The organism is Methanobrevibacter filiformis, from assembly GCF_001639265.1.
GTDB lineage: Archaea > Methanobacteriota > Methanobacteria > Methanobacteriales > Methanobacteriaceae > Methanacia > Methanacia filiformis.
Window position 1 is genome coordinate 1 of sequence record NZ_LWMT01000128.1, and the last position, 22,965, is coordinate 22,965.

Genomic DNA, 22,965 nt, shown 5'->3' on the forward strand with positions numbered 1-22,965 from the left:
ATATCATGAAAACATGTTATATTTAAAAATGATTAAAATAACTTTGTTTTAATATATATTTAATTAAAATGCTTAAAAATTAATTAAATAGATTTTAAACGACTTATAGAATTATGGAACATCCTCTTAATTAATTTTAATTTTTCATGTTGCTGTTTATGTTGCTGTTTATGTTGCTGTTTATGTTGCTGTTTATGTATTCTAATTTTCTATTATTTTAAATATTGATACTGATTTAAGAGTTTAATAATCTTTTAAATAATATTTAACTGAAATATTGATTATTTAATTAATTACTTGAAATCATCTACTTATCCAGGTTCCATCCACTTTCTTCAAGTATTTCATAGACTTCAAGTAAATCTTCTTTTTCAACATGTAATTCAAGTAGTATATCATAATAGATCCCATATATTCGAGTTGCATAAATTTTTTTAAGAGAATATGCGAAGTTTTCTAATATCTTCATTGTATCTAGGAATTCACTGTCTTCTATAATTCCTTTGACAATTAATTCAGTAAATTCTTTATTTTTATTAATAATAAAACTCTTTTCCATAGCTATTGTTATAGGTTTTTCTTTTGTTTTTACATTAGATACAGTGTAATTTGATTTTTGTGTAAGTGTTTTTTCCCTTTTAGGAATAGTTTTTTTGGTTATGATTTCATCATATTCAGTATTTTTCTTTAAAAATCTGTTTTTAGCATCTATGGCTTCGTCTTCACTTTCAAAATAACCTATGGTAACATTATCTTTATCTTTATTAACTTCTGCTTTCCAATGACAGCTTTCTTGATCGAATGAAACTCCATTGTTTGAAACATTCTCACTATTTTCATGAATTGTAGCAAGCATTGGATTTTTTTTAATATAGTATCTCTTTTTTGCTTGTATTGCTTCATACTCTGTGTTAAAACTTCTGCCTAAGTGAATTCTTTTTTTATTTTCAACCACTGAAGCAGACCATGATTTACTAGCATTTCCATAACTAATTCCTTTATATAATGAATAATGTCCATTTATCTGTTTAGTAGGGACCTTATCTGATTTTTTATCTTTTTTATAATCATTATTATAGCTATCTTTTTTAAGACTAGGATGTCTATTTAGATATTTACATCTTCCTTGATATGCTTTTTCTTCACTTTCAAAAGCACCAATTTGTTTGATTTTTTTATTTATCTTTACACTTGCAATCCATAATTTACGTGTAATATTATAACTAACACCTTTATAATCAGAATATTTTCCATTAGGTTTCTTTTGAGGTATTAATTCCTTTTCATGTTCACTGCCTTTTAATTTATTAGTATTAGTATTAGTATTAGTACTAGTATTATTAGTATTAGTATTAGTATTATTAGTATTAGTATTATTATTTTTTAAAGTATATTCCATACTTTTTTCTTTTTTATTTATAATTTCTTCAACAGTTTTTTCTTCTTCTTTATTTCCATATTTTTCTAAAAATTCATTAATAATCTGTTCTTCAGCAAAATAATATTCATTGTTGACAGAATCTAATAACATCAAATCGTTTTCTTGTAATGTCCACAGATCATCTTCTTGTTCAGAATATTCTTTTAAAAATTCTTCTTCCTTTATTTTTAATGGATATCCAAGGATATTTATAATTTTAATCAATGATTTCACTGCATATGTCTTTTCAAAACAATCTTTACATATATTAGAATATTTTTTATCATTAATTCTGTAGAACTGCTTTATAGGAAATTCTTCATTACAAATTTTGCATATTTTACTTAAGTTCTTATGATCATCTTTTTTCAAAGAATCTATGTCGAGTTCTTCTTCAACAGATTCTTCTACGAATTTTGTTAATGTTTCTTTGTTTTCAAGAGAATAATATTTAGTTTTTTCATCAAAATTCACTAAATCATGTTCTTGTAATGTCCATATATATTCTGTTAGAACTGATTCATCATAATCATATTTAGCTATAAGTTCATTTTTATTAAATAATTCTTCAGGTTCTAGATTTTCTAATAAATTTTTCAAGTAATTAACTGCATTTTCTTTAGATTCACATTCTAAGCATTTTAAATTATTATTATTAATATTTTCTCGATTTTTAGCTATTTTAGCTCCACATTTCACACACTTAAATATTTCATCATTTTCTTTTTTAGTATTTATTTGATTTTTAGATTCATTCAATGGGGGTTTCAATTCAATAGCTATATTTTCATTACTTTTTCCTGTTTGTGGCTTTAATTTATCACTTTTTGCAATATTGATAATAGGTATTGTCTTAACTTTCTTCATTGCCTCGGAAATTTCATTTAATTTTTTAGTATCTAAATTGCTATTGCTGTATTTAGCATATGCCTCATTATTAGTCTGATAATTATTATTTAAATTTAGATTATCAAGATGTTCATTACTTAATTCTTTTTTATTTTTTTTTATTTTATTAAAATTAATTTTAAATTCTTTATTGGCGGAATTATCAGGTGATTTAGTGTCATAGGACTCATTAATGGAATTATTAGGGGGATTATTAGAAGGATTATTAGGGGGATTATTAGAAGGATTATTATTAACACTATTAAAATTTTTAATACAAATTTTATCTGATTTATTATTTATATCGTAATGTTTTTCAAAGTTAATTTCGCTTATTATTTTATGAATATTTTCTATCAGATTTTTAAATTCACTTAAATGTCCTAAATTAAGATAATATCCTTCTTCATTATTATTTTTTAATTTAAAAAAATTAAATCCTAATGATCTTGAAAAAGACATGTCGGTTGGATTTAAATTATTAATAGACATGATTATACTGAATTTTAGATTTTTATTTTTTAAGAAATATCCTGTTGATTTGTTAGAGAAGAGATTGTAGTGAAAATTTAAAAGCAATTGTGCTAATTTAGGGTTACTTTCTTTTACAGAGTTAAATTCATTTTTATTTCCTAACCCAAATGCATATATCGTTTCATCTTTATTTTTATTAACAGCAATCCAAATATTTTTTTCTTTAAATATATAAACATCAGTTAAAATAGATTTAGACTCTATTTTTCTATCATTTGAAATATTTTTAAAATCAATATAATATTTTCCTATTAATTCTAAATCACTTGATAGTAATCTTAAAAATATTGTTTCTGCAAATTTCATTTCAACAGTAGTTTTCACGAATTTTAGTTCCATAGTAACCCATTATATAATTTATATGTTAATTCATGTAGTGATATGTTACATCTCAGATATATTAGTTTAGATCTTAAATTTAATATTGAATTAAAGGGATATCAAATTAAAAAAATTATTCAACTTTATTCAACTTTTTATTTTATGAAAATTTTTAAAAATTTTCAAATATATATTTATAAATTTAAAAAAATTAAATCAGAATCTTTAACTTATTGATATTCAAGAGTGATTACTATTTATAATGGATGTAATCATATTAATAGTTATACTATGTTTCATTGAAGAATTAAACGTCATATTTAAATAATAGAAGTATATTTTCAATTCGTTTGTAATTTTTATTAAATGTCAATGGAGGGGAGGATTATTTCACAGGAGATCTTATCAAAATTTAAAGATTCAAATAATATTAAAAATAAATTCTGGATTCATAGGGTTAATTATGAACACCTAAGAGAAATAAATGATAATAGAATATTAGGTGCTAAAAAAGAAAAAAGTCTTATAATGTATAAAATTAATCCTGGAGATAGGTTAATTCTTTACTCAACAATCAGCACAAAAAATGTAAGAAATAGGATTTGTTTTTTTGCATATACTATGGTTAAAGAGAAAATCTGCAATGGTGAAATATTATATGATACATTATATTCCGAGAAAAAGTTACAACTTAAAGGAATCAAGTATTTTTCTGAACCTATTATGATATCAGATATTGCAAGTGATTTGGATTTTATAAAAGATCCCGACAGTATTCATAATTCTTTAGTATCAGAATATAAACAAGTCAGTGAGGAAGATTTTAAGAAGATTTTAAATAAAACCTCCTTAAGTAAAGAATATCCTTCATATCTTGAGGAAATATCTTTTCCATTGAATGATTTTTTATTAAATGCTATAAACTCTTTGTTTTTAACTATCAAATCAACAACAGAAATTAAACAGATGGAAATAAAAACATTTATTATGCATTTTAAACACATGTTAGAAGAATTTGATATATTCAAAACCTATGATGAGGTTGAGGACTTTTATACTAAAAATGTCTGGAAACTAGGATTTAAACATAATCCTTCTAGAAATCCTGATAAATTTTTAGTATTATATGGTAAATCTGGTAAAAAGATGAGGTTCAGTTATATAAGCTTTAAATAGCTTTAAATAGCTCTAATGTATTTTTTATTAATTTAAGCATCAACATAATAAAGAATATTTTACATAGATATTCAATGATTCTAATAGTTAATTAATACTATATTTACAAATAATACTAATAATAATACTAATATTAATACTAATATTAATAATACTAATAATAATATTAATAGTAATACTAATATTAATAATAATACTAATAATAATACTAATAATAATATCAATATTGATAATTTATTTCATATTTGGGGATTAAAATGAAGCATGAGAAATTAATCAGTTCATTAAAAAATGGAAATGTTCCATCAGAAGATGTTTCGTCTTTATGCATTGGAAGGGAAAGAGAAATTAAAGAGTTTGAAAATTTATTTAAAAAAGCAAAAAATGGCGAAGCTTTTACTAAATTTATTTATGGTGAATTTGGAGCTGGAAAATCATTTTTTCTTAAAATTATCGAGGAATTAGCATTAAAAAATAAGTTTGCAGTTTCGTGGATTTCACTTGGAAATGACCTTCCATTTAATAAAATTGATGTTGTGTATAAAAATATTGCTCAAAATTTAAGGGCAAAAACAGGTACTTCATTGGATCATATTATCAACAGATGGTTAAGCCGTCTTAAAAGATCTGTTGCTCAAGGAGAGTTAAGTGAAGAAGATAGAATTGAGTTTTTAAATGAAAACATATCTCAAGATTTAGAAAGTGCTAGATATCATTCAAATTCATTTGCAATGGCAATTGAACATTATCATAAATCATTAGAAAGGCATGATCAAGAAACTGCAGATTATGCAAGGGCTTGGCTACGAGGAGATTCAAATATTCCATTTGTTCAGAAGAAAAAATTTGGAGTTAAAGGGGATATTGATAAAGAAAATGCCTTTAGGTTTTTAAAAGCACTATCTTCATTTGTTAATTCTGTGGGATACTCAGGATTGGTAGTTTTAATTGATGAAGCAGAATATATAATGAATCTTCACACTCAAAAAATTAGAGACACTGCTTATAATTACATTAGGGATATATATGATGGATGTGATAGGGGAGTTTTTCAAAATACTATTTTTATTTTTGCAGGAACTCCTGAATTTTTTGATGATCCAAATAAAGGAATTCCAAGCTACAAAGCATTAAATGAACGAATAGAAGATACATTGGATTCAGATGTTGTAGATTTAAGAAAACCTATTATAACTTTAAAAGGGTTTAAACATGATGAATTAAATGAAATAGCTATTAAAATAATAGAGTTACATGAAAAAGCTTATGATTGGGCTGTTCATGACAGAATTCAACCAATCATTCCAGATATAATTCGTGATGCTGAAGAAAATGCTGAACTTTCTGGAAAGGAAGTAAATCCTAGAAACTTTATAAAAGCATTTGTAAGTCTCCTTGATGCAATTGAACAAAATTCAAGTGAGTTCACTAAACCTGAGGATATATTGAAAGTTTACATGGCTAAAGAATCTGAACTTCAAGAGGAATTAGAGGATGATGATTGGTAGAATAGTTTGGCAGAATGTTAATATATATTAATACATTGTATTTGAATCAACATGGTTATTTTGGGTTATATCTAATTGATTGAATGTGTATGTGATTAAATGTCTGGAAGAAATAATTCATTTTCATTATTACACAAACGTCTTCAACATTATATAATATCTTACTTAAAGTGGAAAAAATTAAATGAAATACAAGAAGAAACAATTCCCATAATATTAAATGGTAATGATTCATTAATAATTTCTCCAACAGCTTCTGGTAAAACTGAAGCAGCACTAATACCAATATTCAGTGAATTATTAAATGAGTTTGATCATGGAGACCATATAGATCACATTACTTCTATAAATGTTCTTTATATCTCTCCACTGAAAGCACTACTAAATGATATGGATCGAAGAATTAGTAAATGGGCAGATTATTTGGGATTTACTGTTACTAAATGGCATGGAGATGTTCCAAGATCTCGTAAAAATTCATTTATAAAAGATCCTACAGATTTTCTATTGATAACTCCAGAATCATTAGAAGTAATACTAATGATGAGGACTGAATCAGAGAAAGAGAGAATCTTCAAAAATATGAAGTATATCATTGTTGATGAAATCCATTACTTTGCTGATTCAGATAGAGGAGTTCAACTTAATTCTTTATTAAATAGAATTTCTAAATATGGGATTAAAACACATATCACTAAACCACATGTCATTAGAATAGGTTTATCTGCAACAGTAGAAAATCCAAAATTAGTTGCTAAATGGTTAAATCATGAAAAAGATGTAAGTATAATAGAAAATAAATCAAAAAGAGATTTGAAATATAAAGTAATCCCATTTAAAGATACTAATACTTTTGATTCATTAAATAAATATTCAAATGATAAAAAGCTATTATTATTTTCTCGTTCAAGAGCTGGAGCTGAAAATTACACTAAATTGATTAAAAAAAGTTTAAATCCTCATAATCTATTCCTACATCATTCATCACTTGATAAAAAAATAAGAGAAAATAATGAAAAAGAATTTAAGGAGTCTAAACATGGAATGATGATTAGCACTTCAACATTAGAGTTAGGAATAGATATTGGGGATATATTTGCAACAGTTCATATATTGCCTCCAAATAATGTTAGCTCATTTTTACAAAGGATTGGTCGAAGTGGCAGAGAATCAAAACTACAAAGATCAATAATTTTCTGTAAAAATGATACTGATGTATTCATTACTTTAGCAGAGTTAAGCTTAATTAAAGAAGAGAGATTGGAAAATATAAAAATACCTAGAAAATCTAAGGACATATATTTTCATCAAATATTAAGTGTGATTTTTCAATATAAAAAGATATTAAAAAAAGAAGTATATTTTAAATTAAAAGATTCTTTTGTTTTTTCAGAGATTTCTTCAGAGGAATATCGTAAACTCATAGAACACATGGAGAATCAAGAGTTCATTGTAAATAGAAATAAATATTTAAGTCTAGGACCTACTTTTGAAGAAAAATTTGGAAAAAATAATTTCAAGAACTTTTTCACAGTTTTCTGTCCTAATTATGAGTACAGAATTGTTAAAGGACAAATGACTATAGGAACAATTGATCCTACATTTGCACTAACACTATGTGAAGGAACTTCTTTTATTCTTGGAGGTAAACATTGGAAAGTAGTTAAAATAGATTACACTAAATTCAAAATACATGTAAAAGATGATATTAGTAAAAAAGGAGATATTCCTGGATGGAATGGAGATGGAGCAGTAATAAACTATACAATAGCTAGAAGGATATATGATATTGTTTTAGGTAACTTTGATAATAAATTATTAAAATCTAAAGGTTCTGTTGTGGATGAATCTTTTGTAGACCTCATTTACGAGTATATTGATCATGGATCATCTGTAGGTTTTAAAAAAGGAATCATTCCGCTTGAATTTGATGATCACGAAGGTCGTGTATATATCTACACTTTTGCAGGGGACAAAGCTAATGCATTGTTATCTATGGTTATGAAATACACTTTAAATGTTTTTAGTGTAAGAGACACTCCTTTTTACAGTTCATTTAAATTAAAAGAGACAAATTCTTTAAATGACGTTTTAGAAAGTATGTATGATTTAAAAAATATCATTAAAACTAAGAATTTCAAGATCTTTGTAAATGAAGACCTTGGGAAATTTTATAAAAATAAATTTGTTAACTTTATTCCAGAAGATGATAACATTAACTTAAAAATGGATATTATTTATGATATTGAAAATATTATAACTCTTATTGAAGATAATAAAGTTGAAATAATCAATGAAACAAAATTTAAAAACTGGAAATAGATTATACCTTCTTTTTTTCTATATCTGATATTAACTATACTCTTTTATATGATTTAGAAGGTAAATTCATATTTCATACATTATTTCCTTAAAATTATACTTTATTTATTTCTTATTTTTTTAATTTTAAGTAGGATTATTAATAATTTAGCAAATAAAGTACATTATTTATATAAAATAACTAAATAATACTCCACATAACTGTTTCCAAAACATTAATATATTTTTGTCTTAGTTTTTTATTTCTTCTTATTTTTACAATTGAAATCACATTCATTATTACTATTAATAAAAGTATTCCTTATACTTAAAGTGGTTTATTTTTGGAAATAGCTTTTGTTCAAACTTTTTTTAAAAGTTTGAAATGTTTGTTTCATATTAATAAAAGCATTCTTTATACTTAGAATGGTTTATTTTTGGAAATAGCTTTTGTTCAAACTTTTTTTAAAAGTTTGAAATGTTTGTTTCATATTACTAAAACATATAATAATATTATTCATGAACAGATATATACTAATTGAATCATAAATTATATAGAATAATAATATATCTATCATTGGAGGATTATAAATGGCAAAAGTTATCTTATTAAGTGGAAGCCCAAGAGCTAACAGCAATACAGTAGATGTTTTAAACATATGTGCAGAAGAAATTAAGAAAAATGGTGTAGATGCAGAAGTACTGTCTCTTAGAGGAAAAAGAATAAGTTCTTGTATTGCATGTAATAAATGTGTTGAAAAAGGAAACTGTGTTTTAAATGATGGGCTTGAGGAAATCATTAATAGCTTGCGTGAAGCAGATGGATTTATTCCTGCAGCCCCAGTATATTTTGGAACTGCAAGGGGAGATATAATGTCTGCACTTCAAAGGATAGGAAAAGTTTCACGTGGAACAGATAAGTTCTTGTCTTGGATGGTTGGTGGACCAATAGCTGTTGCAAGAAGAGGTGGTCAAACATTGACTTTACAAGAAATGACTATGTTTTTTCCAATTAATGAGATGATTATTGTAGGATCTGATTATTGGAACATGGTTTTTGCTCTTGAAGAAGGAACAACTGATCAAGATAGTGAAGGATTAAACACAATTAGATTATTTGGTGAAAATGTAGCTAAATTAATTAATAAATTAAAAGAATAATTATTCTTGTGTGGTTAAATGAAAATAGCTATTGCTTCATCTGATGGAGAAAATGTTGATTTACATTTTGGAAAAGCTAACTCTTTATATATTTATAATTTTGATGGAGATACAACAAATTTTATTGAAAAAAGAACCGTTGATATTGATGAAGATGAAAGACATCAGTGGACAAAGGTTTTAGATAAAATTCAAGATTGTGATGTTATCATTGCTGTTCAATTTGGTTTTAAATCTAAATTTGGAATTGAAGAGGCTGGTTTAAAGATAGTTGTTGATGAAGGTCTTGTAATTGATGCTTTAAAAGGATATGTTGATCATTATACTTTTATGAAGTCTCCATTGTAAATTATTACTTTAATTTTTCATTTTATTATTAAAAACATTTAAATATGATAATTTAAATAAATTACAATAACCTTTATGGGCGGGTTTTAAATTTATTTAAAACTTTAAAATATCAACTAATTACACTGGAATTTTGGATTGCGTCCAAATATTTAATTAATACTGATAATTGTAGTTATTTTGCTAATATTAACTATTTTTCAATTATATTAGTTATGGCTATGATATGTTATCATTTTTTAGTTATTTTTAGGTCTAATTTTGATTTTATAATTTTAATTAATTTAGATATTATTTTACTATTTTAGTTTTAAATTTCTTAATAGCTATTTTAGTTTTAAATTTCTTAATAGCTATTTTAATTGATTCTATCTAAATACTTATTCATAATAATTTATTATTAATTTAACTCAAATTTAAGGAAGGGATATATATGGCAAAGGCGAAAAGACGAAGGGTACGTGACACTTGGAAAGAAAAAGATTGGTATACTATTAAAACACCAATAGCTTTCGGTGATAAAGAAATAGGTGACACACCATCAAGAGACCCAGATTTTCTCATTGGTAGAAGAGTAGATGTTACTATGAGGGAATTAACTGGTGATTTCTCTAAACAGTACATAAAATTAAGATTTGAAGTAGAAAACACAGCAGGTAACATTGCTAACACTAAGTTTATAGGACACCAAGTAACCAGTGATTATGTTAGAAGTATGATTAGAAGAGGAACAAGTAGGATTGATGTTCCAGTTGTAGTTGATACAAAAGATGGTTACAAGTATAAATTACATGTACTAGCTATTACTACAAGAAGAGCTAAATCCTCCCAACAAAAATTCATGAGAGAAACTATACATGATTTAGTTAAAAATGTGAACTCTGATAAAACCTTTGAAGATGTTATTGAATCAGCTGTTGATGGAAGATTAGCTTCTCAAATTTATCACAAAGCTAAAAAGATTTATCCTTTAAAAAGAGTAGATATTATTAAAAGTAAAGTTTTATAATATTCTTATTCTATTTATTTAATTTTTACTAATTATTTTTAACTTTTATTGCTATTTATTTTACTAATTATTATTTATTAATTTAATAGCTATTTTTATTAAGTTTTCCTGATTTCATATTCAAAAAGTATTATAACAAGTTATTACAAAACTTAATCAAATATTAATTTAACACTGATTTCGAAAAAATAAAAAATTTTTTCAAAATCCTTTTTGAAGCCATAAAAACTGATTTATGTACTTATGGGAGATTTTGCAAAATTTTCTATTTTGCGAAATCAGTGTATAATTTAACACTGATTTCGAAAAAATAAAAAATTTTTTCAAAATCCTTTTTGAAGCCATAAAAACTGATTTATGTACTTATGGGAGATTTTGCAAAATTTTCTATTTTTGCGAAATCAGTGTATAATTTAACACTGATTTCGAAAAAATAAAAAATTTTTTCAAAATCCTTTTTGAAGCCATAAAAATTGATTTATGTACTTATGGGAGATTTTACAAAATTTTCTATTTTGCGAAATCAGTGTATAAATATAAATTTAAATTCTATTAGTTTATTATAAATTTTTAAGGATTTTTCTACTTATTTAAATTTGAAAAAATATTTGTTGTGATTAAAGATGAATGTTGATATATTAATTGGTGGTTTGTCTTACGTTATAGTTCTTATTGCTCTTAGTGTAGTAATATATCGTAGAAAATCTCTTGATGCCTTAGGTTGCATTACAATGGTTGTAATGGGAATTATAATCATCTTTTCAGCAAATATAAACTGGTTAATCATACTATTTTTATTTTTATTTATAAGTTTAATAGCTACTCGTTATAAGAAACCATATAAATTAGAAAGAGGACTATATGAAGGTCAGAGAACTGCTAAAAATGTTATTTCCAATGGATTAATAGCTTGTATAATGTCTGCTATTGGAGGCTTGAGTTTATTCTTGTTTGGTGATTCTGGACTTTTATTTACATGTGGATTTATAGGTGCTGTTTCTACAGCTACATCTGATACTCTTGCAAGTGAAATTGGAGTGTTAAGACAACCTCGTTTAATAACCACTTTAAAAAAGGTTGAACCAGGAACTGATGGGGGAATTTCTCCTCTTGGAACTTTAATTGGAATTATCGGATCTGGATTTATTGGATTATCTGCTTTTGTTTTAGGATTAATTCCTAATCTTGCTTTAGCTCTTATAATATCTATTATTTCTGGAACCATTGGTTGTTTTATGGATAGTATTCTTGGAGCAGTTCTTGAACAAAAGAAAATATTGAACAATGAACATGTTAATTTATTAGGTACATTCACTGGTTCAATTATAGGTATCTTGTTCTCTTTTATTTTTTAACTTGCATTTTTGAAACAATGATTTCGAAAAATAGAAAATTAATACTAATTTTTCAAAATATATTAATAGATAATTAAATCAAATTTAGTACTATGAAATAGTGTTTAAATGCTTATTTCAGAAAAATAACTTTGTTCAAACTTTTTTTAAAAGTTTGAAATCTGTTTTATATAAGATATTACTTTATTTATTAATATTGCTACTAATATGATTATTTACTTTAATATTTTATTATATTTCCTTATTTTTAAAAATATCATATTGAACAAATAGCTATAAATTTCTTCAATTATCTTTAAATAAATGGTATGATAATTATTAATAATTAAAATTTTTAAAAAATATCAAGAAGTATTATAGATACAATTTAGTCATTTAATCAAAATTTAAAAACTAAATAAGATTGTTTAGCCTATGAAAAGATTAAACATGGTTTTATTTTAAATAATAACTTCATTAATAATAATTTTTAAAATTGATAGCTATAACAGAACATGATACATATCAGTAGCTATCTAATTCTAAATGAGAGGATAATTATGCCAATAAAAAATAGAATAACAAAAATGAATGAAGAACCAAAAGAAGAGGAAAAAAGTAGCAATAAGATATTTATAGGAATTATAATAATTATATGATTCATATTTAATAATTTTCTTTTTATATGTAATTATTCTTTTTCTCTGGTAAAATTCTCATGTTATCCATCAACTGAAAAAATAATTATTGCACAGCCAATTTATTGAAAAAATAAGGGAGGGAAAAAATAAATATCCTCCTAAAAAAATGTTTAATCTTGTTTTCTAATTGCTACTCTGAATATGGTTAACAACATCAATATAATAGCTATTATTGGCATTCCTGTATTTTTCATAGTAGCATTAGCTACTGGACTGTTACTTGTTTTATTGGTATTATTATTGGTATTGTTGGTATTATTGTTGGTATTATTATTGGTATTGTTGGTATTGTTGTTTTGGGTTTCAAACTCAACTGAAACTGGAGTAATATTGTAGTTTACATCATCAGATGAAATTGCAATAACATGACGACCGTTACTGAGTTTATTACTTGGTATATGGATTCTTCCAACACCAGGAACACTTGTAACGATATCTCCGATGTGTTCACCATCCACATCAACACTAACTTTATAGTTAGGTATGGGACTGCCGTCTTCATCGGTTGCTGTGACAATCACATCTACAGATCCATCAGGATTTTTAACTACATCCACATCAACAGTGATTTTACCTTTCACAACATTAAAAGTTGTAGTATTGGTATAATTGGAGTATTCATCGTTTCCTGCATAATCAATCACAGCATTAACACTTCCTGTATGATTTGGTTTATAAGTAAGATTCCATCGACCATTAGAATCAGTAGTCAAAGAATGAACTTTACCATCAACAGTAACATTAATTGGAGCATTAGCTACAGGATTACCATTCTCATCAACAAGCACTCCATCGATTGTTATGGTTTTACCCACCTTAACATCACTTGGAATATTTACAGTTGAATTAACACTTAACTTAGTAACATTAAAGCTAGTAGCATTACTAAAGCTTGTGTAATTCTCATTACCAGTAAAGCTAACAATAACCTCTAAATCAGTGCCAGTGCGATTGGTAGTGTAATTTAGCTCCCAATAACCAGAAGTATCAACAGACACATTCGTAAAGACTGTGCTATCAACAGTAACATTAACACTGGTAATACCAGCATAATTATCTAAAACACCATTAACAGTGATATTCTGACCAATATTCACAGAATTAGGACTAACAACAATAGTAGAATTTTTTATCGCATAAAAAGTTCTAGTTATATTTTGTTCATCTAAGAAAGCAGTTACAGTCTGATTTCCTCTAGATAAAATAGTGAACAGATGAGTAAAACTTTCGTCACGACTAGAATTATAAGCTACGCCATTAAAAGTACCATTAATAGTAAAATCAGGCAAATTTTCAACACCAGTATTAATCAAAGTAGTATTCAAGACCAACAGGTAAAAACTAACATTGTCCGAACCACTAAGATTAGTAATATTCAAAATATAATGATTAGTAGTAGTTATGCCATCGATTTTATTAGCTATATCATTAATTCCCCACCAATTGTAATCAAAACTACTACCATTATCATTAGTAGTAAAGTTTAAACCAACATCAGCAAGTATACGATTATAATTAACAGTTAAATTAAGATAACTAGAACCAAGATCTTCAAAATCAATACCAGTATTAGTTGCATTAATAGTGTTGCCTGAAACAAAAACATCATTCACAACAACATTACCTAATAAAAAGCCTAAACCAACATCATTACTAGTAAAATTATTGTTCAACAAATATAAACCACCAAAATGCCCAGAGAATAAACTAATCATAGCATAATTGTTACCAGAAATATTATTCTCATTAAAGGTTACATCAGTGTTGTTATTGTCTGCAATTAGAGCAACACCCATTTCATTTGCTGTGATGTTATTGTTATTGAAAGTAAATTGGGAGTTGATGATTCTGGATACATCTAGATAAACACCAACTTCATTTGTTGCTGTGATGTTATTGTTATTGAAAGTAAATTGGGAGTTGATGCTGCTACTTGGATTCATAGTAACACCACCTTTTTCTCCTGTGATGTTGTTGTTAGTGAAAGTTATATTGATTTTGTTGCTGCTGTTTACAAGCAGAGAAACACCAAAATCGTTTATGGTTGTGATATTGTTGTTAGTGAAAGTTATATTGGTATTGTTGCTGTTGGATGTAGAAAGAATAACAACCTCCTCTGTTCCTGTGATGTTGTTGTTTTCAAAAATCAAATCAAGAGAACAACCAACACCATCAAAACGAACACCATCAGAACCACTCACACCATTACCAGTTATATTATTGTTAATCAAAGAAACATCAATAACCGCTCCACTATAATCTGGTGTATAAACATAAACAGCACTACTCCCCATACTTACTTCAGAAATGATAGAATTGTCCTTAATGATTATGCTAGTTAAATCCTCACCAGAACTAGTTAAATTAATACTAATATCATTAGTTGTAATATTATTTCCCATAATTGTTAAATCACTAGAATTTGAATTTATAGCTGTATCATAATCAATAATAGTTAAATTAATAATACGAACATTAGGAGCATTAATATTAAACAAAATACCAGACCCAGAACCCTTTATTACAGGATTATTTTTACCTTGAATAGTAACATTACGAGTCACATTAATCTGACCTAAACTATTGTATGAATTACTAGTAAGATTAATTTCTAAACCAGCATCACTATCAGTATCAATAAGATTCTGAAAATCTTGAGTAGTACTAGAATTAGTAAAATCATAAGAACCAGCACTAACACCAGACACAGTAAAACAAACCAAAATAGCTAAAACTGTTAAACTAAATAACATAAATTGACATAAATCGTTTTTTTTACAAACATTATTTTCACCTCCTGATTCATTCAATCAGATAAAGAATCTATAAATAATTACAAATAATTATATAAAATATATATAAATATATAATTTAATATTTGTATTTCCATAGAAAAAGTTAAAATATAAAGAATAATCATTACAAATTAACTAGTAGTAATTTATATTCTATATTATATATAAGATTTATTGAAAAATAATATATATCTATATGTATATTATAAATAAGTAAATAAAAATGGTTAAAAAAATAATAGGGGAATATAGGAGAATGTCTTATTTTCACTTATTTTCATTATTTGAAACAAACTTTTGAAAAAAGTTTGAACAAAAGTTATTCCAAAATTTAAGCATTTTAAACATAAGAAATGTTTTTATTAATTTGAAACAAACTTTTGAAAAAAGTTTGAACAAAAGTTATTCCAAAATTTAAGCATTTTAAACAGGATGAATGTTTTTATTAATTTTAAAATTTTTATTACTTTTATCATATATTAACTATTAAATAGTCATTTCTATTAATGTCTGTAAAATAATGAATAGCTGAATTTAAATATTTAAATTTCATTTTCAAATCAAAATTAACATAACTTTTAAGTAACTTTTATATCTGTAAAAATTAAGTAATATTATTTCTTTATTTATTAATAAACTATTAATATTAAAATATTAAGGGAGTAATATTATGGAATTAACAGATGGAAAAATATTTAAAATAGCTTTATTCACAGGACTTTTTGGAATTATAGGAATGTTAGTTTTTGCAGGGGGATTAGAAGCAAAAGAAGTACAGATTGGAAAGATTGATAAAGGTATGGTTGGTGAGCAGATATCTATTGTTGGAGTTGTTGAATCAATTGAACAATCTTCTTCAGGAACAAGCTATTTTTTAAGTGTTAATGATGGAGATAGTAAAATAAATGTTATTATATTTCAATCAACTGTTGCAGACTTTGAAGAATCTGGTGTGGATTTAAATAGTTATAAAGGAAAAAAGGCTAAAATTTATGGAGCAGTAACAGAATATAAATCTACAATGGAATTGATTTTAGATAATTCAAATTCAATTAAACTTATTTAAAAAATTTTATTGATTAATGGAAATCAACTAAACTTTTATGTACTTAAATTAAGAAATACTAGTTATTGGATACTAAAAAGGTGAAAGTTTAATGACTTCTAAAAAACGATTATTTGGAACATTTGGTGTACGTAGAGTGGCTAATGAAGTATTAACTCCAGAGTTTGCAGCAAGACTTGCAGCATGTTATGGTAGTTTAGTAAAAGGGAAAATAGCTATTGGTGGAGATACAAGAACAACCACTTCAATGATAAAATATGCAATAAGTTCAGGACTTTTATCTTCTGGATGTGATGTTGTAGATTTAGGGATTCTTCCAACTCCTGCAGTTCAATATGCAGTTAGAAATTACTATGATGGGGGAATAATAGTTACTGCATCACATAATCCTCCAAAATACAATGGAATTAAATTTGTTGATGAATTTGGAATAGGAATAAATGATGAGTTGGATTTAGCTATTGAAGAATTGTATTTTGATGGCGAACCAGAAAGGGCATCATGGAAAGAAATAGGTAATTTATATCACAATAATAAAATCATTGATGAATACTTAGAGGAAGTAATAAAGAGAGTGGATTCTGATGCAATAAAACAAGCTAAATTAAAGGTTATTTTAGATCCTGGCTCAGGTGCAGGATGCTTTACAGCTCCTTATTTATTTAGAAAACTTGGTTGTGAAATTATAACACTAAATTCACAAGCAGACGGATTTTTCCCAGGAAGAGATCCAGAACCAATTGAAGCAAATATTAAAGATTTAATTGACACAGTTATTGAACTTAAAGCAGATATTGGAATAGCTCATGATGGAGATGCTGATAGAACCATCTGTATTGATGAGAATGGAGCTTTTGTTTTAGGAGATAAAACTTTTGCACTGGTTGAAAAACAAATGTTAAAAGAAAACAATGGGGGATTAGTTGTTACAACAGTTGCAACAAGCTCAGCTATTGAGGAAATAGCTATTGAGAATAATGGTGAATTCATAGCAACAGCAGTTGGAGACCTTATTGTTTCAAGAAAACTAAAAGATGAAGATGGATTATTTGGTGGGGAAGAAAATGGTGGATTAATTTTCCCAGACTTCGTTTATGGTAGAGATGCAGCACTTTCTGCAGCTAAAATACTTGAGATAATAGCTAAAGAGAAAAAACCATTATCCGAACTTGTAGCAGAACTTCCAGTTTACTATTCTCAAAAATTAAAAATAAAATGTCCAGATGAGAAAAAAGACGAAGTTATGAAAAAAATAGCTGAAGAAGTCAGCAGTTTAGGCTTTAAAGTCGATACAACTGATGGAGTCAAAATATTTAAAGAAGATGGATGGGTTATAATTCGTCCATCAGGGACCGAACCAATTTTCAGATCATTTTCAGAATCTAAAGTAGAAAAAAACGCTATTGAAATGGCAAAGTGGGGAATTTCACTAATTGATAAGTACCAATCAACCTTTTAAAAACGAGAAATCAAAGATTTTCTAATTTAACAATTTAAGCTTGGGCATATATTATTTCAAAAAACTTTATTAATATTTTCATTATTTCTAATTTTCAGTGCGGTACATATGAAATTAAATAAACTTTTCATTGGAGCTATTTCCATTATTATCATAGTCTTAATTTTATTTATAGCTATTTATAGTAGTAATCCAAACTATTTAGAAAAAAAGACGGTTTTAAATAAAACAAGATTAGGATCTAATTACAAAGGAAATGTAGAATTAGTAGAGTCTTTTGGAAATCAGAGCTCAGATAAAAAAATAGCTTTTATAATAGGTGTTCATCCTCGTGAATATCCTGCTCACACTGCACTGTATGAAACTATAAAATCAAAAGCAGATGCATTGAATTATTCATATTCTGTATATATTATTAATGTTACTGATAATCCAATGGATTATGAACAGGGAAGACTGAATGGTCAGTTACTTGCTAGTGAGTTTGCTGTTCCAGATATATCGAGTAAAAATTACTCTTTAGTTGTAGATATCCATGCAACAATAGGTACAGACAATGGAAATTTATATGAAGAAACAAATTTCATATTTGTGCCAGTTGATGACTATGGATCGCTAAATATTTCAGAAAAAATAATTAAAAACATACCAGAACTTGTTTATTACTTTCCGTATCCTCAAAGTAGTCCTTCATATGTTACAGTACCAATAATTCAAAATGGAACTTCAGCTATTGTATATGAGACATATAAACATGATCCAAGAAAAACTATTCTATCTCATATGGATAAATTAATTTCTACAATTGATGAAATTAATTTTTAAATATATATAATTTACATATTTTCTAAACATTCATCTCTTAAAGTACGAGCATCATCGTTTTTTGGATCTATTGATAAGATTTTAGTGAATACCTCTGCTGATTCTTTGAACCTGTTTAGTTCTAAAAGAACTACTCCTTTATTTAGTAAGAATCCTTCATTTTTTGGTTCAAGTCTTATTGCATCATCGTAACAACTTAGTGCTTCTTCAAATCTTCCAAGATCAAGTAAAGCATTTCCTTTTCTATTTCTAGCTGTTGCATCGATATCATTTTCATCAAAACAGTATTCAACTGCTTTATCATATGATTTTAATGCTTCTTCATGCCTACCCATTTCTGTAAGTAGTGTTCCGTGAGCATTCCAGACTTCAGGATTTTTATCATCAATTTTAACTAGTTTATCATATACTTTTAAGGCTTCATCTAATCTGGAAAGTACTTGTAAGATTATTCCTCTCCAATACAAAATAGCTGAGCTTTTTTGGTTAAATTTCAGTGCATTATTATTAGCTATCAATGCTTCTTCTGGATTTCCTGAGTTTAAAAGAGCTATTGCCTTGTTGTTCCATATGTATTCATTGTTTTTTTGAATAGTTAATGCTTTATCATAACATTTAATAGCTTCTTCAAACTGTCCAAGTCGTGTTAAGTTGTCTCCTCTTTTATTTAATAGATACACATCATCTGGGTCAAATTTTAAAGCTGCATTATAGCAAACTGCAGATTTATCGTATTTTCCACTTTCAAATAAGATGTCTGCTCTTTGTGTAATCATAGCTTTTTCATCAATTTTTTCTCCTTCCCAATCTTCAACATCTAATTTTTTAAAATGTATTATTTGAAATTGATCCTCATCTTTTATTCCTTCTGAATACATTTTTTTAAATTCAGTAACCATTTTTGTAGCATTCGTGTAACCTTCTTTAATAGCTATCTCATCATTTTCTTTTAATTCTTTAAATGGGATTACTTCAACACCTGTAACTTCTGCTTCAAAAATTTTTTTCTTTTCTTTAGATACTAAATTCCAATAACAATGTAGTCTATCAGATACATTAAGTGGATTTTTCCACAACTTCCGAATAGTAGTTGTTTTTTTCCCAGTTATAAGGTCAATATTTTGACTTCCAAATGATAGTATTGGCATTTTAATACACCGTACTTTTAATTTAACATAAACTAAATTGTGTCGATTTTATTCTTTAATATTTTGTGTTTATTTTTATACTAAATTTATGAATTTTAATGAAAATTAATGTATTATTATTTTTTAAATTATTATTATATTTTTTCTTCTCCAAATTCAGCTGTTTTTACACTTACTTCTTTAAAATTTGTTTTTATTTCTTTAGCTATTTCCTTTAAATCAGCAGGATTTGGGCTTTCAACATGTTCTAAAGATCGATCTAACACATTTTTATTTCTAAATTGTTGTATTGTGTATTTGTCACATTTAAGTTTACTAGCTATTTCTTTAATATCTTCAACTGTTATTAATGTTGGGACAAATGTGGTTCTACACTCTAAGTAAGTGTTTTTTGCATTATTAACTATTTCAATACTTTTTTTAACATTGTCTCCAATGTTTAATCGTGTGATTTCTTTATATTTTGCGTATGGTGCCTTAATATCAAGTGATACATAATCAACTAAATCAATAACTTTTTTTAATCTCTCTGGATCATAACCACTGGTGTCTAATTTTGTTTTAAGTTTTAATGATTTAGCATAAGCCAGTATACTCTTCAAATCCTCAACTTGAACTAATGGTTCACCTCCAGATATAACTATTCCATCAATGAAATCTTTTGAGTCATCTATTAATTTAAATGCTCCTTCTAATGTTGCTTCTTCTCCACCTTTTATTAATTCATGATTATGGCAGTAAAGACACCTTAAAGGACATCCTGCTAGGAAAATAACTAGCGACATATATCCTGAGAATTCTATAGATGATATTAATGTTCCACCGATCTTCATTATTCCACATTCATTTAATAACTCAATAATATTAGTTAAACACTTCAATAATTTTCTGAATACTTGTTTATTATTTTTATTTATTATTTATTATTTTTATTTATTAATTAATATTGAGAACTTCTAAAACCTATTTTCTATTTTAAAAAGTAATACTTTAAAATACTTTAAATATTTTCCAGAAGATTAAGTACAAAAATAAAGAAATATCAGAAAGTATTGATTAAAAAATAATACTCCATATAGGTTTTTGGATATTCTCTAGTTTATTTTATTAACTCTTTTAAAATAGCTATGAATTTTTTATCTTCTTCTAATGTTCCAATACTTGCCCTAATCCAGTATTCATCTAAACCTTTAAAAGATGTGCAATCTCGAACAATAACTGCTTTTTTTAACAGTTCTTTTGAGAATTCTGATGCTGTGTGCCCTGTTCTTTTGATATTCATTAAAATATAATTTGAATAGGATTTTAAAACATCTAATTCTTTGAATTTTTTTAATTCATTGTAAAGATAATCTCTACTTTTTATTCCATTAGTAATAGATTTTTCAATGTATTCTTTATCTTTTAATGTTTCAAGAGCTGCTGAATAGGATGTTCTTGTTAAACTAAAAACTGGTTTGATTCTATGCATATATTCGATTAATTTAGGGTTTGAAAGACCATAGCCAACTCTCATTCCAGCTAATCCTAAAACTTTAGACATTGTACGCATTATAAATACATTATGGTATTTATCTATGAGCTCTGTGTTATTAATTAAGGAATATTCGTAATATGCTTCATCTATTACAATCAGTGCATCGGTTGCTTTAATAATGGTTTCAAGCTGTTCTTTAGTAATAATTCCTCCTGTAGGATTGTTTGGACTACATAAAAAGATTACTTTAGTTCTTTCACTAATTGCTTTAAGTACAGAATCAACATCTAAGCTATTATCTTCTATATTCCATTTTCCATAAACAGGAATTCCACCGTATGGTTTAAAAATAAATTCATAGTACATGTATGATGGTAATGGGACTATAAATTCATCTTCTGGATCAATAAATGTTTTAGCAAGGACTTCAATTATTTCATCTGCTCCATCACCACCAACAATTACATTTTCTGATTTTAAATTAGAATAGTTAGCTATTTCTTCTTTAAGATCTTTTAAATTTGATTCAGGGTATCTATTAATATTATTTATATTTTCGCAAATAGCTTTTATTGCATTAGGTGATGGTCCCCATGGGTTCTCATTAGATCCTAATTTAATTATATCTTCTTTTTTCACACCATATTCATTAGCTATTTCATCTTGTGATCTTCCAGGAACGTATGGGTCTAATTGGTTAATAATTTTTCGTATTTTCATAGTATCTATAATTATAATTTTTAAATCCACTAATATTGGCTTATTAGCTAACACTGTTTTGTTTTAATTAATTATTAATATTCTTGAGCTAATTTAACATAATGCATAGCATTTAATTTTATGCCTTCAATTTCTTCTTCTGTTAATTTTCTAACAGCTTTTGCAGGAAATCCTATTATTAAACTTCCTTCTGAAAATTCTTTGTTTTCAGTTACTAATGCTCCTGCACCTACTATTGAGTTTTTAGCTATTTTGGCACCATTTAATATTGTTGCATTCATTCCAATGAGAACATTTTCATCAACATTACACCCATGAATAATTGCTCCATGACCTATGGATACATTATCCTTTAATTCAGTTATTGAGTTTGGTGAGGAGTGAATAACAGAATTATCCTGTATATTCACGTTTTTACCTATTTTAATTCCTCCACGGTCTCCTCTTAAGACTGCATTAAACCATACTGATGAGTTTTCACCAATTTCCACATTTCTTATAACATGGCTACCTGGAAGTAATTTGACGGTTTCATGTACTTTCATATTATCATTTTATTGTTTCTATATTATTGTTATTTTATTTCATTTTTATCTTTTTATTTCAGTATTTCATTTTTTCTTTTTATTTCAGTATTTCATTTTTTCATGGATTTGAAAAATCGAACTGATGGATAGTTATTGTTAGTGAGGTTTCAGTCAAAATTTTGCCTCTCGAGAAAATTAGTATTACATTTTATTATAAAATGCATACTACTTATTAGCACATTTTGAC

General features: G+C 26.2%; 16 protein-coding genes. 10 read left to right on the forward strand and 6 right to left on the reverse strand.

From position 1 onward, the window contains the following. Nucleotides 1–307: 307 nt before the first annotated feature. Entirely contained in the window at nucleotides 308–3,181 is a 2,874-nt protein-coding gene (locus MBFIL_RS04080; protein ID WP_066971745.1) for a hypothetical protein, read from the reverse strand. 354 nt (nucleotides 3,182–3,535) lie between these two features. Between MBFIL_RS04080 and MBFIL_RS04085 the strand changes: the two genes are divergently transcribed. The 7 genes from MBFIL_RS04085 to MBFIL_RS04115 all read left to right on the forward strand — a co-directional run bounded on the left by MBFIL_RS04085 (nucleotide 3,536) and on the right by MBFIL_RS04115 (nucleotide 12,021). Then, on the forward strand, nucleotides 3,536–4,339 hold the full coding sequence (locus MBFIL_RS04085; protein WP_157078647.1) for an EVE domain-containing protein: 804 nt from the start codon (nucleotides 3,536–3,538) through the stop codon (nucleotides 4,337–4,339). A gap of 257 nt (nucleotides 4,340–4,596) precedes the next feature. Beyond that, a complete protein-coding gene (locus MBFIL_RS04090; protein ID WP_066971749.1) occupies nucleotides 4,597–5,847 on the forward strand; it encodes a BREX system ATP-binding domain-containing protein in 1,251 nt (416 codons plus the stop codon). 99 nt (nucleotides 5,848–5,946) lie between these two features. Beyond that, entirely contained in the window at nucleotides 5,947–8,169 is a 2,223-nt protein-coding gene (locus MBFIL_RS04095; protein ID WP_066971751.1) for a DEAD/DEAH box helicase, read from the forward strand. Nucleotides 8,170–8,739: 570 nt separating this feature from the next. Next, the gene (locus MBFIL_RS04100; protein WP_066971754.1) at nucleotides 8,740–9,309 is read left to right on the forward strand and encodes a flavodoxin family protein; all 570 of its coding nucleotides are present in this window, start codon (nucleotides 8,740–8,742) and stop codon (nucleotides 9,307–9,309) included. Between the two features lie 18 nt (nucleotides 9,310–9,327). After that, the gene (locus MBFIL_RS04105; RefSeq protein ID WP_066971755.1) at nucleotides 9,328–9,657 is read left to right on the forward strand and encodes a NifB/NifX family molybdenum-iron cluster-binding protein; all 330 of its coding nucleotides are present in this window, start codon (nucleotides 9,328–9,330) and stop codon (nucleotides 9,655–9,657) included. A gap of 433 nt (nucleotides 9,658–10,090) precedes the next feature. Beyond that, nucleotides 10,091–10,666: a 30S ribosomal protein S3ae gene (locus MBFIL_RS04110; protein ID WP_066971758.1), complete on the forward strand. Its 576-nt coding sequence runs from the start codon at nucleotides 10,091–10,093 to the stop codon at nucleotides 10,664–10,666. A gap of 623 nt (nucleotides 10,667–11,289) precedes the next feature. Then, a complete protein-coding gene (locus MBFIL_RS04115) occupies nucleotides 11,290–12,021 on the forward strand; it encodes a TIGR00297 family protein (RefSeq protein WP_066971759.1) in 732 nt (243 codons plus the stop codon). Nucleotides 12,022–12,811: 790 nt separating this feature from the next. Here the strand turns inward: MBFIL_RS04115 and MBFIL_RS04120 are convergent. Further along, the gene (locus MBFIL_RS04120) at nucleotides 12,812–15,511 is read right to left on the reverse strand and encodes a carboxypeptidase-like regulatory domain-containing protein (protein WP_066971761.1); all 2,700 of its coding nucleotides are present in this window, start codon (nucleotides 15,509–15,511) and stop codon (nucleotides 12,812–12,814) included. A gap of 655 nt (nucleotides 15,512–16,166) precedes the next feature. Here MBFIL_RS04120 and MBFIL_RS04125 point away from each other — a divergent pair. The 3 genes from MBFIL_RS04125 to MBFIL_RS04135 all read left to right on the forward strand — a co-directional run bounded on the left by MBFIL_RS04125 (nucleotide 16,167) and on the right by MBFIL_RS04135 (nucleotide 18,846). Next, nucleotides 16,167–16,562, forward strand: coding sequence for an RNA-binding protein (locus tag MBFIL_RS04125; RefSeq protein WP_066971763.1), 396 nt, complete (start codon nucleotides 16,167–16,169; stop codon nucleotides 16,560–16,562). Between the two features lie 91 nt (nucleotides 16,563–16,653). Continuing rightward, nucleotides 16,654–18,021: a phosphoglucosamine mutase gene (gene glmM, locus MBFIL_RS04130; protein WP_066971764.1), complete on the forward strand. Its 1,368-nt coding sequence runs from the start codon at nucleotides 16,654–16,656 to the stop codon at nucleotides 18,019–18,021. 108 nt (nucleotides 18,022–18,129) lie between these two features. Then, entirely contained in the window at nucleotides 18,130–18,846 is a 717-nt protein-coding gene (locus MBFIL_RS04135) for a hypothetical protein (protein WP_066971766.1), read from the forward strand. 11 nt (nucleotides 18,847–18,857) lie between these two features. On the opposite strand, the gene MBFIL_RS04140 is transcribed toward MBFIL_RS04135, so the two are convergent. The 4 genes from MBFIL_RS04140 to MBFIL_RS04155 form a co-directional block, all read right to left on the reverse strand. Further along, nucleotides 18,858–19,994 carry a tetratricopeptide repeat protein gene (locus tag MBFIL_RS04140; protein ID WP_066971768.1) on the reverse strand — a complete coding sequence of 379 codons (1,137 nt, stop codon included), beginning with the start codon at nucleotides 19,992–19,994 and terminating at the stop codon, nucleotides 18,858–18,860. Nucleotides 19,995–20,128: 134 nt separating this feature from the next. Further along, on the reverse strand, nucleotides 20,129–20,827 hold the full coding sequence (locus tag MBFIL_RS04145) for an anaerobic ribonucleoside-triphosphate reductase activating protein (protein ID WP_066971770.1): 699 nt from the start codon (nucleotides 20,825–20,827) through the stop codon (nucleotides 20,129–20,131). A 266-nt stretch (nucleotides 20,828–21,093) separates the two neighbouring features. Continuing rightward, nucleotides 21,094–22,191 carry a histidinol-phosphate transaminase gene (gene hisC / locus MBFIL_RS04150; RefSeq protein ID WP_066971772.1) on the reverse strand — a complete coding sequence of 366 codons (1,098 nt, stop codon included), beginning with the start codon at nucleotides 22,189–22,191 and terminating at the stop codon, nucleotides 21,094–21,096. A gap of 74 nt (nucleotides 22,192–22,265) precedes the next feature. Continuing rightward, complete coding sequence (locus tag MBFIL_RS04155) at nucleotides 22,266–22,736, reverse strand: gamma carbonic anhydrase family protein (RefSeq protein WP_066971774.1); 471 nt, start codon at nucleotides 22,734–22,736, stop codon at nucleotides 22,266–22,268. Between the last annotated feature and the right edge of the window lie 229 nt (nucleotides 22,737–22,965).

Bases quoted from the DNA above. Each gene is read 5' to 3' on its own strand.
- MBFIL_RS04080 (WP_066971745.1), bottom strand. From the start codon at position 3,181: ATGGAACTAAAATTCGTGAAAACTACTGTTGAAATGAAATTTGCAGAA.
- MBFIL_RS04085 (WP_157078647.1), top strand. From the start codon at position 3,536: ATGGAGGGGAGGATTATTTCACAGGAGATCTTATCAAAATTTAAAGAT.
- MBFIL_RS04090 (WP_066971749.1), top strand. From the start codon at position 4,597: ATGAAGCATGAGAAATTAATCAGTTCATTAAAAAATGGAAATGTTCCA.
- MBFIL_RS04095 (WP_066971751.1), top strand. From the start codon at position 5,947: ATGTCTGGAAGAAATAATTCATTTTCATTATTACACAAACGTCTTCAA.
- MBFIL_RS04100 (WP_066971754.1), top strand. From the start codon at position 8,740: ATGGCAAAAGTTATCTTATTAAGTGGAAGCCCAAGAGCTAACAGCAAT.
- MBFIL_RS04105 (WP_066971755.1), top strand. From the start codon at position 9,328: ATGAAAATAGCTATTGCTTCATCTGATGGAGAAAATGTTGATTTACAT.
- MBFIL_RS04110 (WP_066971758.1), top strand. From the start codon at position 10,091: ATGGCAAAGGCGAAAAGACGAAGGGTACGTGACACTTGGAAAGAAAAA.
- MBFIL_RS04115 (WP_066971759.1), top strand. From the start codon at position 11,290: ATGAATGTTGATATATTAATTGGTGGTTTGTCTTACGTTATAGTTCTT.
- MBFIL_RS04125 (WP_066971763.1), top strand. From the start codon at position 16,167: ATGGAATTAACAGATGGAAAAATATTTAAAATAGCTTTATTCACAGGA.
- glmM (WP_066971764.1), top strand. From the start codon at position 16,654: ATGACTTCTAAAAAACGATTATTTGGAACATTTGGTGTACGTAGAGTG.
- MBFIL_RS04135 (WP_066971766.1), top strand. From the start codon at position 18,130: ATGAAATTAAATAAACTTTTCATTGGAGCTATTTCCATTATTATCATA.
- MBFIL_RS04140 (WP_066971768.1), bottom strand. From the start codon at position 19,994: ATGCCAATACTATCATTTGGAAGTCAAAATATTGACCTTATAACTGGG.
- MBFIL_RS04145 (WP_066971770.1), bottom strand. From the start codon at position 20,827: ATGAAGATCGGTGGAACATTAATATCATCTATAGAATTCTCAGGATAT.
- hisC (WP_066971772.1), bottom strand. From the start codon at position 22,191: ATGAAAATACGAAAAATTATTAACCAATTAGACCCATACGTTCCTGGA.
- MBFIL_RS04155 (WP_066971774.1), bottom strand. From the start codon at position 22,736: ATGAAAGTACATGAAACCGTCAAATTACTTCCAGGTAGCCATGTTATA.